Here is a 10,390-nt window from a genome sequence, read left to right on the forward strand (position 1 = left end):
AATTCCTGGGATCCAATCCACCATTCTCGAAAATCTCATCAGGTGAAACTTCGTTTTGAAAGTAGCGTTGCCGAATCTGTCTCTCTCATGTGCTGGGCTCCCTCGCAGGAGATCAGGAAACTAAAGGGAGGGGCGATTGAATTTCGTGCCGAAGTAGACTGCCTGGATCACATCGCCGATTGGGCTTTAAGTTTCGGCGATCGTGTAGAAGTTCTTTCACCCCGTTCGTTTCGTGATCTGGTGAAGAAACGTATTTCAAACATGTCACAGATTTATCATTCCTAGTGCTTTGTCAAACTTGGGATTGAAGGCCAGCAGTGTTGTTTACGTGCTTCATTGTTGCACTCCCATGATCTCGATCACCCCAAAATTCAAAAATGACGCTCCCTGTAGTCAAATCACAATTCATTGTTGAAAATACAGCGAACTTCTTCATGGGAATATCGTCCTCTTAGCCAGAAACGAATTAGGAACACGCCATCCCTGTTTTATTTTAGGTTGCGCATGTATATTGTTCTTGGCTCAAACACCGATTATTCCATGAAACCTCTTAATTTTCCCACTGAATCAGCTGACCTGCCTCACCATTCGGTTTACCATTTTAAGGATGAAAAACCGGACCCTCAGGCAGGAAATCTCCCGATTTCCGCTTGAACAGTATCTCAAACGATGGGGCTGACGACATCCTTTGCGTATGATATATCCGGCTACGCTGTTTTGTCTCTGGGATTGTGAAATCATCCCGTGCTCAGAGAGTCAGATAACCCAGAAAGACAATTAAAAAGTGGAGATTTTTTCCACTACTCAGATAAAGACCACAAAGAAGTGAGGAAAGACAAATTATGTCAGATGGAATTCAGTTTGCTGAACGGGCATCAATCGAACAGGTTGAAGAAGGAAATGAACTAGCACCCAAATTTGATAAGGACGGTTTGATTCCGGTTGTCACTACCGATTTTGCTTCCGGCGAATTACTGATGCATGCCTATATGAATGAGGAAGCCCTGAAGAAAACAATCGAACTGGGGGAAGCCGTCTATTGGAGCCGAAGCCGTCAAGTGCTTTGGCACAAAGGAGCCACCAGTGGCCTTGTTCAAAAAGTGAAAGCACTGCTGATCGATGATGACCAGGATACCATCTGGCTCCGCGTCGATGTTCAGGGTGGCGCCAGTTGCCACGTGGGCTATCGGTCCTGCTTTTACCGTCGCGTTCCTGTAAGGGCGGAAATGAATGACAAAGGTCTTGAGTTACAATTTACAGAGACAGAAAAAGTGTTTGACCCGAAAAAGGTCTACGGAGACGCTCCAAATCCAACCAAACTGTAATCAATGTAACCCATACAGGTGAATCATGAGCCATTTCAGTCGACGCGATTTTTTAGCTGCATCATTGGCTGCGACCGGGAGTACGTTTGCTCTCGATGATTGGGTATTTGCCAATCGTGAAGAAACGACTCGCAATCCGAATCTACACATTGCCCCATTTCGTTTTGACGTTTCGCCTCCAAAAGGTCATTCACTGTGCGGCGGCTGGATTAAACCGGTTGTTGGCTACGATGATTCACTGGAATCAATCGGATATGTTCTACTAGGTGCGGGTAAACCAATCGTCGTCTGTGCCGTCGACTGGACAGGCCTGCTAAACGACGCCCACATCGCCTGGCGCAAAGCATTGGCAGAGGCAGCCGGCACAACCATCGACCGCGTGGCCGTGCAATGTGTTCATCAGCATAATGCCCCCTTTGCCTGCCTGAATGCCGAACAAATTGTGCTGGAACAAGGCGATTTACCACATATTGTCGAACTGGATTTCTTCAATACCTGTCTGGATAAAGCTCGTAAAGCAGTCGCCGCAGCAATACCCAGGGCAGAACCCGTCACACACATTGCACACAGTCAGGGTAAAATATTAAAGGTCGCCTCAAACCGTCGCATTGATCGCGACAAGAACGGTAAGATCCTACGCATGCGGGGTAGTAGTTGCAAAGATGAAAGACTACGCGGCATGACCGAAGGAACCATCGACCCCTGGCTCAAAACGATCGCCTTTTATAACAAAGATAAAAAGCTGGTTTCATCCCATTATTATTCAACGCACCCGATGAGTTATTACGGCGACGGTCGTGTCAGCAGTGACTTTACCGGCATCGCCCGAAAACAACGTCAACAGGAAGAACCCGGCTGCACTCACATTTATTTTACAGGCTGTGCCGGAAATATTTCTGCAGGAAAATACAACGACGGCTCCCATGAAATGCGTGCGATTCTCGCAAAGCGGATTTACGACGGCATGATTGCTTCAGAAAAGCAATTAAAACCAGAACCGATCGGACACGTGACGTGGAAAACACACGACATTCTCCCGCCGGTGAGAAACACGTTTCAGGAAGAGGTATTAAAGAAAACGATCTCCAATAAAGCCAACAGTGTGGTCAATCGAAATCGCCCCTCCTATATGCTTGCCTGGCTGCAGCGGGTTCAGAAAAAAATTCCGATCACATTGAGTTCATTGCAGATGAATGACATCAAAACACTACACCTGCCAGCGGAGAGCTTCATCGAATATCAACTACGCGCCCAGAGCATTCAACCCGATCAGTTTATTGCGACGGCCGCTTATGGTGATGGTGGCCCGTGGTATATTCCTGTCGCTGAAGAATATCCGACGGGTGGCTACGAAGTGAGCGTTGCCTTCTGTGACCCTGAAATAGACGCCGTTATGACGCAGGGTATGAAGTCTCTATTGGACAGTTAACCATTTTTTAGAAGTATTCTAAGTCAATCAAGAGGTCGAGTGAGTATCATGGGTATGACAATCATGCGTCGGGTCAAGTTTAATGCGGGACACCGATTATTTCGCCATGAAGGAAAATGCCAGTTTTTTCACGGTCATAATTACGTCGCTGACTTTTACGTGACCGGCCCCGAAACTGATGCCGTCGGACGAATTATTGACTTCGCACAGCTGAAATCCCTGTTGAAGGGTTGGATTGACGAAAACTGGGACCACGGATTTCTGTTGAATATCGAAGACGAGAACGGCTTGAATGCCATCCGCATGGTCGAACCCACCAAATACTTTGTGCTTCCCTACAATCCCACCGCAGAAAATATGGCAAGATACTTACTCGACGAAGTCTGCCCTGGTTTACTGGACGAACTCGGGGTCCAGGCGATCAAAGTCGTGATCTGGGAAACCGAAGAATCCTGTGCAGAAGCAACGCTGGATCAAAATGAAAAACACGATCCCACTTTGTTTGACGAGTTTCAAACCGATTCCTTTCCCACCGGACTACACTGGTAAACCCTGCGGGGAAAAAGGCCGCTTTGACTCGATCCCATGCAACCTGATATTCACTCGTCGCTATCAATCCGTATGCGAAATTTCACGCGCATAAAAAAAGGCCCTGGAAGAATCCAGGGCCTTTCGTTTTGATCGAACGTGCTCGCTTAGTCTTCAGAGATGAAAGACAGTAAGCCAATGAATCGGGCCCGTAATACAGCACGGCGAACTGCTCGCTGATATAAGGCTGAAGTACCAGTACGACGGCGAGGTAAAATGCGTCCTTCACGATCCAGGAGAGAACGCAGGGTTCTCAGATCCTTGTAATCGACATAGACGGGACGTGGAATATTTCCATCTGGACAGAACCGGCATTTGAGCTTCTTTTTTAGACGTGCTCGTTTTTTCCGTCGCTTGACAATCTCTTTTCGCGATAAACCGACTGACATTTTGTTTTCCTCTGTAAAGCGTCGTTACATGGGACACCCAAATTGGGGCGACGCTGTTTTTAAATTGCTGGCGCGGACCGAAGAACATTCTTCAGTCTCGTTCGAGTGCCAGCCTACCAGCTTGATTTCTTCATGCCGGGAATTAAACCATCTAAAGCCATATCTCGTAATGCAATACGTGAGATCTGAAACTTCCGGTAGTTACCACGGGGACGTCCTGTCAGCTGACATAAACGACGAAGACGTGTTTTGCTCGAACTACGTGGCAATTTAGCGAGGCTGGCATAATCGCCTTTGGCGATTAATTCGGCTCGTTTTGCAGCATATTTCTCTACAAGCTTTGCGTTTCTTTTTTGTTTTTCAATCTTCGACTTGGAAGCCATCTATATACCTTCTCCGAAATTCCAAAATAGGGAACGACTGTTATACTGGGTATTGCGTCACAACGTCAACTAGCCGGGCTGCTTTCAAAAGAAAATCCGTCAAATAAGCATCGAACAGAACGGAAATGGAAAGCAACACACAGGGGGCATGTGTTTTTGTACCCTACTTCTTCTCTTTTTGTGGCTTCGGACGAAAATACTTCATCGACTCCACAACCACGGTCCGTCTGGTTGCTATGCGAACCAATAGTGACAGAAAATAATTGCCCCAGCCAGAGACTGAATACTGCCTCTTTTTCTCCATCGCCTTGATGCCCGTTTTGACCACCTGGTCGACAGTCTGGAATCGGTGTTTTTTAAGCCAGCCTTCTACGCCAGCCACATCAAAGAATTCGGTCTGGGTCGTACCCGGACAAAGTGCCGACACCGTCACCCCTTTGTCGCGTGCTTCGGCCCAGAGACCTTCGCTGAAATGCAACACATAACTTTTGCTGGCTGCATAAGACGACATATAAGCCACAGGCTGGAATGCTGCTACGGAAGCGATGTTGATGATTGCACCATGACCCCGCTCCATCATTTCCGGCAAATAGAAGTAAGTCAGCTCAGTCAAAGCGCCCATGTTCAGCCGCACCATCTGCATCACACGTTCCCGATCTGTAGCAGCAATATCAGCCACCACACTGAAACCGGCGTTATTAATTAACAGCTCGACCTGCACACCACGACGCTTGACTTCATCATACAATTGCTGCGGCGCTTCCTGTTCAGAAAGATCCAGTACAATCACTTCTGTTTTAGTGCCATGACGGGTCAACAGTTCTGAAGACAGTTCTTCCAACTGCTCCTGACGACGTGCCGTCAATACCAGATGCATGCCGCGCGCTGCAAGACGGTGCGCAAATTCTAAGCCGATTCCGGATGAAGCACCCGTAATCAGAGCCCATCGGTCAGAATATTCATCTATCACAAGTGACTCTCCAGAAGTATTCTATTGGAGTCGAATAGTGTTACTTTTTCATAAGTCGAGTAAAAGCGCTACTCGTTTTTGAGATCGTAATTTAATTCCAATCCAATGAAAACCCCGTAACCACTGTTTATAAACTTACTTTGATCGATTTTTCACCCTTTTTTGATTCTGGCAGATACATCTGATCCGTCTGACGAGGGAAAAATGTCTCTAATTGAACGACTGAGCCGTAAGGAAGTCCGCAGCGTAGATCAACGAACCATTAAGGAGTTCGGGCTTCCCGGTATCGCACTCATGGAAAACGCCGGACGTTGCGTATTTGAATTGCTAATGGCACTCAATACGACCGGACCCGTCAAAATCTGTGCAGGCAAAGGCAATAATGGAGGAGATGGATTTGTCATCGCACGCCATCTGGATAACGCCGGCATTCCTGTGCAAATCTATCTACTGACCAACCCCGATCAGCTCCGGGGAGATGCCGCCATTAACTTTCAAGTTGCCGCACGTATGGGGATTCCCATCCATTGCGACCCCGATTTATCTCAACCGGATGAGTTCCGCGATTTCCTGAAAGAGGCAGACTGGATTGTAGACGCCTTGCTGGGAACCGGAGTTCAGGGAAAAATCCGTCCGCCATTCTCGATGGCCATTCAACTCATCAATGATGCTGCCGGAAAAAAACTAGCCATTGACCTCCCCTCCGGACTCGACTGCGATACAGGATTGCCTCTGGGGAATTGCATCATTGCCCGGGAGACAGCGACTTTTGTGGCAGAGAAACGAGGATTTTCTTTGCCTGAATCCAGAAAATACACGGGCACCGTGCACGTTCTGGACATTGGAGCGCCCCGACAAATTGTGATAGAACTCTTACAAAAACAGTCTCTTTGACAGTATTTTCGTGTTTCAAACAGTGATTCTGCTATTTACTCAGTAGAAAAATGATTCGATTCACTTGATCGGGGGTTCTCAAAGAGACTCTGATACTTATATATTATAGTTACTTATAAAATACCGTTTCATTGATTACATTTTTTTGGGCTTGTTGCCACTGACGGTTTATTCCTGCCATCGCCTGTTCGACAGAATAGGGATAAGGTTCGTCTGTATGGACAAAAATTTCTGGTATCTGAAGAATTGTGATTTGTTTGAACGGCTGAGCCAGGATCAAATCGCGCAAGTTGAGCAAAACTCTTCCGTGCGCCAGTTTGGACGTGGAAATCTGGTATACCTGCCAACGGAAAGCAGCGATGCTGTATTTCTGCTTCTCGCAGGACGAATCAAACTCTATCACATTACCGGCGATGGAAAACAGGCACTTCTGGCATTGATCGAACCGGGAGAGCTCTTTGGAGAATTGGCTATACTAGGCGGAGGCGAGCGCGACGAATACGCTGAAGCTATGTTGAAATCGACAATTCTCCGCATCCCCGGTAACGTAATTCAAGAGCTCATGCAGCACCATCCAGAGGTTTCATTGGGCGTGACGAAACTGATGGGATTACGACGTCAACGGGTTGAACAAAGATTGAAATCATTACTATTTCGTTCGAACCGTGATCGTTTGACCTATCTGCTGCTTGATTTAGCCGAAAAATATGGCCGCCTCACTCAGCAAGGGGTTTTGATTAACATCAAACTCTCACATCAGGAATTGGCCAGTATCATCGGCAGCACTCGTGAAACGGTTACCGTACTACTCGGCGAAATGCAGGATGAACGCAGTATCGAAATCCAGAAGCGACAAATCATTTTAAGAAAAACTCAGCATCTGGCACAGACAATTGATTTTAAACTCACTCCCGCTTTAAAGGCCAAGCCTGATCAATCAGGGGAATACATGCTGAAAGGAGCAGAAGCATAACGATTTAGGTCAATCTCCCGACACTTCAGAGCTTAAAATAAAGGGGATTTCGAATGAACTGTAAGCTATTTCACAGATAAAATAAGCGAAGAAAACGATAATAAAACACAGAGGACTTTTTCCGTAAGTAAAAAGGCATAGACCCTGCCATGCTTGGTAGGAAATTTTAACATGAACAAAAACAACCCCACCGAACACCAGGACCCTTCAGAAGCGGAATGGCAAGCTTGTGCACCAGGCGATTTAGGCCGTTTTGTATCCGTGATGAAAAAACGTAAACAGATCAGCTATCTGATCTCAGCTGCGGAAATTGCGACCGTCTGTCTGGTAGTCGGTGTCATTGGTTTTTTCGGCCTGAATCAACTCTCAAACTCTTCCACCACTCCCCAGGAAAATATCACTGAGCAGCACCAACACCGACCGGGGGGCCTGTATTGTTCAGAAGTCCTCGCGCTAGCCAAAGATTATGTCGCAAAAGTGCTGGATCAAAATACAACCCAAAAAGTCGAAGCACATTTGGCAGACTGCCCCAGTTGCCAAAAAAAGGTTGATCAACTTCAGGCAAACAGACACAATAACGCAGCCGAGCTGAAAACCGCCTTACAAAAACAGGCTGATTGGGAGTCTTATCTACTGGCGTTAAATCAATAATCGCATCGTCTCGAAAGAGCGTGAATCGCTCACGCCCTTTGATGCGGAATTCCCCGAAAGGATTTGAGGGAGTGTCCTTGGAAGAAGAAGTACCTGAAGCCAACGAAAGTCTGTCTAACGAGGATGATTTTCTAGCTGCCTTTGCGTCGAATGAACCACTCGATGAAAGTCTGGACGCCGACTTCGAACGCGCCATTGAAGCCCTCGAAGCCGTGGAGCGCGATCTCGATCTTCCCGAAATTCCGGAAGAGACCGACGAAAATTCAAACCCATCGCAGACTACTGCCAACCAGACCAGCTCTCACTCTCAGGCAAAGCGAGAAACCCGGATTCCTCCCCGGCAGATCATTGAGGCGGCGTTATTCGTAGGCGGTGCACCGTTAACAACCAAAAAACTCTGCTCTCTACTCAACGACGAGTTTTCTTCATCCTACGTTGACGACCTGCTGGATGACTTGAACCGTCAATACATTGACGAGGCACGGCCCTACGAAATCCGCATGGAAGAAGGGGGCTACCGCCTCATCCTGAGACATGATTTCGAACGCATTCGCAATCGCGTCTTTGGCTTTGGACCGAAAGAAATCAAACTCTCACAGGATGCGCTGGAAGTACTGGCACTCGTCGCCTACCACCAGCCCATCACAAAAGATCGCATCATCGAAGCCGGCAAAGAAAAAGCCGCCGGCATCTTGAGACAATTAGTAAGACGCGAACTCATCGCCATCGAACGCGAAACAGAAAAAAAAGCTGAAGTCAAATACATCACCACCCCACGCTTCCTACAGGTCTTCGGCCTGGGAAACATCGAAGAACTACCCTACAGCGAATCGCTCAGCCAGAAATAGTCTCTTCAGAATCCCAATTAACCATCAATTAATTGCTTTCAATGTTTCTAACAAAAAAGTTAGCAATGACTCAGGAAACACTGGGACGTTTCTTCAGACACAAATACAACAACCCTATTCCAATTAGAATGGTCGCCAATACTAATTTTGGAACATCCCCGGCCTGGATCAGATTAATCGGAGGCGATTTCTCTTCCAGATGAGACCCCTCGGGTGCTTCAGGGTTTGCATTCAGAATCGCTTCTGCCCAGGCCTTAGAAGCAGACCTTGTCCATTCCAAATCATCCTGGGGTGCACCGCATAACATAAAGAGCATTTTCCCTGCCGGATTCAAATCCGTCATTGTGTAGCATATCACCGCTTTTTTATTCCCGTCATCCTCTATGAGCTTGAAAGTGTATAGCGAGGAATAGGAGATGGCATGAGGAGTCTCGAAATGCTCCTTAAGTAATATAAACTGAGGAATCTGTAGTTTGATTTTTCCATCCGAGTTTTGTTCTATCTTTTCACGGATACTGTCAAATAGTTCCGGATTTGCGTCTCTCATCTGATTCATCGCATGGTGATTCTCTCGCTTCGTATTCGATTTTATTTTATCGAAATCCTGTACCCCAACGGTCTTGGATCTCGTATTTTGAGATACGTACAGGGAAATAAATTTGCGACCAGGTGAGCGTTTTCCTTCCAACACCGCGGGTACTTCATCCTGAGAGATATAATCAGCGATTAACTCAGTCCCGGAACCCAAAGCAGGCAGTTTCTGACTGAACGGAGCTTGAACAGCCATCTCTGACGTCGTTAGAACAAAACCTGCCGGAGCGGGGATCTCCAGTTCAGTCTCCCCAACCTTAATACTGTCAGCATAGAGACTCAACGGCAGACACGTCAGAACAAACAGGCTGGTAAACTTCTTTTTCATCTCGCTACCCTTACACAAAATATCTTCACGTTTGGTCGGATATCATGGCACATCAGATAGCACAGTCGCAACCAGCATTTGAAGAATACAGTGAGAAACCTACGCTCCACAGACAGCAGCTTCATTTTTACGCGCTTCAAAATAAAAATATGCTTGTCAGAAAAACAAAAGCCGCAACCAAGATCGCCACGCCGAGAATCGGTAGATAGACACGCGGTGAAATGTTTCCTGGATCATCATCGGCAACGATTTTACCACCACTGAGATTGATGAGCCATTCCGGAAGTTGGCCATAAAAGGCGTAGATCGCTCCGAGTGCCACACCCATGCCCAGCATGACCTGTGTCCAAACATCGCCAACATTACCAATAAAAGTCCAACCAAGCATCGCCAATAAGAAAATTGAAAGCAGTCCTGCAGAAATACGTTTAGATGTCATGAAACAACCATCTTGCCCTCTACGAATGCAAGCAGCCTGTATTCGATTATTTACCGTTTAACAATTGATCTTCAGCTTGTAACCCGCCCACACCGCGATACAAGCCCAGGCAATAGCCCCCGTTCCCATATAACGGTACATCGCCAGCCGACCAAGGTTCCCCCCGACATTATGCGGCATGAATATTTCTGCAACGACAACACTGGCAATGCCAGCAACAGCACACAAAGAAAATACGACCAGCAAAACCCAGTACTGCATCCGTGGTATTTGAGATTGTTTCATCATATCCTCACTTCATTACAACCAAAAAACGGCACGATTATCGATGACAATCATACGATATCGACAACCACAATGCATGTCTTTTATGACGCCGCTGACCAGATTCGAATCATCAGAGATGACCACTTTTGCCCCCTTCGTTTTACCAATGCATAAACAGAACTTGACAGCGTCTTGCCCTTCGCGAATATGCGTTTTTATGCGTCGCGCGCGGGATGCGTTTTTTGCACACTGCATTTCGCGAACACTGAAGATCTCACTACTATAAAAGTCCCTCTGTTTTGAAAATCTTCACCT

15 protein-coding genes are annotated in these 10,390 nt (G+C 46.9%); 8 read left to right on the top strand and 7 right to left on the bottom strand.

From position 1 onward, the window contains the following. The 4 genes from Q0668_RS07580 to Q0668_RS07595 form a co-directional block, all read left to right on the top strand. Positions 1-285, top strand: a 285-nt coding sequence (locus Q0668_RS07580; protein WP_298862242.1) for a WYL domain-containing protein, incomplete at its 5' end; no start/stop codon positions are given. A gap of 557 nt (positions 286-842) precedes the next feature. Next, positions 843-1,325 (top strand): phosphoribosyl-AMP cyclohydrolase, encoded by a 483-nt coding sequence (gene hisI / locus Q0668_RS07585; RefSeq protein ID WP_298862247.1) that lies wholly within the window; start codon positions 843-845, stop codon positions 1,323-1,325. A 25-nt stretch (positions 1,326-1,350) separates the two neighbouring features. Continuing rightward, on the top strand, positions 1,351-2,754 hold the full coding sequence (locus Q0668_RS07590) for a hypothetical protein (protein ID WP_298862250.1): 1,404 nt from the start codon (positions 1,351-1,353) through the stop codon (positions 2,752-2,754). A gap of 48 nt (positions 2,755-2,802) precedes the next feature. Next, positions 2,803-3,303 (top strand): 6-carboxytetrahydropterin synthase, encoded by a 501-nt coding sequence (locus Q0668_RS07595; RefSeq protein WP_298862284.1) that lies wholly within the window; start codon positions 2,803-2,805, stop codon positions 3,301-3,303. A gap of 146 nt (positions 3,304-3,449) precedes the next feature. Here the strand turns inward: Q0668_RS07595 and rpsR are convergent, their stop codons facing one another. The 3 genes from rpsR to Q0668_RS07610 all read right to left on the bottom strand — a co-directional run bounded on the left by rpsR (position 3,450) and on the right by Q0668_RS07610 (position 5,084). Next, complete coding sequence (rpsR, locus tag Q0668_RS07600; protein WP_298862253.1) at positions 3,450-3,731, bottom strand: 30S ribosomal protein S18; 282 nt, start codon at positions 3,729-3,731, stop codon at positions 3,450-3,452. A 113-nt stretch (positions 3,732-3,844) separates the two neighbouring features. Continuing rightward, entirely contained in the window at positions 3,845-4,114 is a 270-nt protein-coding gene (rpsN, locus tag Q0668_RS07605) for a 30S ribosomal protein S14 (protein ID WP_298862256.1), read from the bottom strand. Positions 4,115-4,277: 163 nt separating this feature from the next. Further along, positions 4,278-5,084 carry an SDR family oxidoreductase gene (locus tag Q0668_RS07610; protein ID WP_298862259.1) on the bottom strand — a complete coding sequence of 269 codons (807 nt, stop codon included), beginning with the start codon at positions 5,082-5,084 and terminating at the stop codon, positions 4,278-4,280. 204 nt (positions 5,085-5,288) lie between these two features. Here Q0668_RS07610 and Q0668_RS07615 point away from each other — a divergent pair, with 204 nt between their 5' ends. The 4 genes from Q0668_RS07615 (at position 5,289) to Q0668_RS07630 (ending at position 8,450) form a co-directional block, all read left to right on the top strand. After that, positions 5,289-5,978 (top strand): NAD(P)H-hydrate epimerase, encoded by a 690-nt coding sequence (locus Q0668_RS07615; protein WP_298862261.1) that lies wholly within the window; start codon positions 5,289-5,291, stop codon positions 5,976-5,978. Positions 5,979-6,195: 217 nt separating this feature from the next. Further along, entirely contained in the window at positions 6,196-6,951 is a 756-nt protein-coding gene (locus Q0668_RS07620) for a Crp/Fnr family transcriptional regulator (protein ID WP_298862264.1), read from the top strand. A 171-nt stretch (positions 6,952-7,122) separates the two neighbouring features. After that, positions 7,123-7,602 (top strand): zf-HC2 domain-containing protein, encoded by a 480-nt coding sequence (locus Q0668_RS07625; protein WP_298862267.1) that lies wholly within the window; start codon positions 7,123-7,125, stop codon positions 7,600-7,602. Positions 7,603-7,673: 71 nt separating this feature from the next. Further along, positions 7,674-8,450 (top strand): SMC-Scp complex subunit ScpB, encoded by a 777-nt coding sequence (locus Q0668_RS07630; protein WP_298862270.1) that lies wholly within the window; start codon positions 7,674-7,676, stop codon positions 8,448-8,450. Between the two features lie 70 nt (positions 8,451-8,520). Here the strand turns inward: Q0668_RS07630 and Q0668_RS07635 are convergent, their stop codons facing one another. The 4 genes from Q0668_RS07635 to Q0668_RS07650 form a co-directional block, all read right to left on the bottom strand. After that, positions 8,521-9,369: a hypothetical protein gene (locus tag Q0668_RS07635; protein ID WP_298862273.1), complete on the bottom strand. Its 849-nt coding sequence runs from the start codon at positions 9,367-9,369 to the stop codon at positions 8,521-8,523. Between the two features lie 136 nt (positions 9,370-9,505). Further along, on the bottom strand, positions 9,506-9,808 hold the full coding sequence (locus tag Q0668_RS07640; RefSeq protein ID WP_298862275.1) for a hypothetical protein: 303 nt from the start codon (positions 9,806-9,808) through the stop codon (positions 9,506-9,508). A 57-nt stretch (positions 9,809-9,865) separates the two neighbouring features. Beyond that, positions 9,866-10,096 carry a hypothetical protein gene (locus Q0668_RS07645; protein WP_298862278.1) on the bottom strand — a complete coding sequence of 77 codons (231 nt, stop codon included), beginning with the start codon at positions 10,094-10,096 and terminating at the stop codon, positions 9,866-9,868. Between the two features lie 12 nt (positions 10,097-10,108). After that, positions 10,109-10,330 (bottom strand): hypothetical protein, encoded by a 222-nt coding sequence (locus tag Q0668_RS07650; protein WP_298862281.1) that lies wholly within the window; start codon positions 10,328-10,330, stop codon positions 10,109-10,111. Positions 10,331-10,390: the final 60 nt, after the last annotated feature.

Origin of the sequence: uncultured Gimesia sp., assembly GCF_937910335.1 — a bacterium.
Taxonomy (GTDB): domain Bacteria; phylum Planctomycetota; class Planctomycetia; order Planctomycetales; family Planctomycetaceae; genus Gimesia.

What these genes read in the sequence shown, in the direction of transcription:
- Q0668_RS07595 (WP_298862284.1), top strand. Translation starts at nt 2,803, where the DNA reads ATGGGTATGACAATCATGCGTCGGGTCAAGTTTAATGCGGGACACCGA.
- Q0668_RS07645 (WP_298862278.1), bottom strand. Translation starts at nt 10,096, where the DNA reads ATGATGAAACAATCTCAAATACCACGGATGCAGTACTGGGTTTTGCTG.
- Q0668_RS07635 (WP_298862273.1), bottom strand. Translation starts at nt 9,369, where the DNA reads ATGAAAAAGAAGTTTACCAGCCTGTTTGTTCTGACGTGTCTGCCGTTG.
- rpsR (WP_298862253.1), bottom strand. Translation starts at nt 3,731, where the DNA reads ATGTCAGTCGGTTTATCGCGAAAAGAGATTGTCAAGCGACGGAAAAAA.
- Q0668_RS07650 (WP_298862281.1), bottom strand. Translation starts at nt 10,330, where the DNA reads ATGCAGTGTGCAAAAAACGCATCCCGCGCGCGACGCATAAAAACGCAT.
- hisI (WP_298862247.1), top strand. Translation starts at nt 843, where the DNA reads ATGTCAGATGGAATTCAGTTTGCTGAACGGGCATCAATCGAACAGGTT.
- Q0668_RS07620 (WP_298862264.1), top strand. Translation starts at nt 6,196, where the DNA reads ATGGACAAAAATTTCTGGTATCTGAAGAATTGTGATTTGTTTGAACGG.
- Q0668_RS07625 (WP_298862267.1), top strand. Translation starts at nt 7,123, where the DNA reads ATGAACAAAAACAACCCCACCGAACACCAGGACCCTTCAGAAGCGGAA.
- Q0668_RS07590 (WP_298862250.1), top strand. Translation starts at nt 1,351, where the DNA reads ATGAGCCATTTCAGTCGACGCGATTTTTTAGCTGCATCATTGGCTGCG.
- Q0668_RS07640 (WP_298862275.1), bottom strand. Translation starts at nt 9,808, where the DNA reads ATGACATCTAAACGTATTTCTGCAGGACTGCTTTCAATTTTCTTATTG.
- rpsN (WP_298862256.1), bottom strand. Translation starts at nt 4,114, where the DNA reads ATGGCTTCCAAGTCGAAGATTGAAAAACAAAAAAGAAACGCAAAGCTT.
- Q0668_RS07615 (WP_298862261.1), top strand. Translation starts at nt 5,289, where the DNA reads ATGTCTCTAATTGAACGACTGAGCCGTAAGGAAGTCCGCAGCGTAGAT.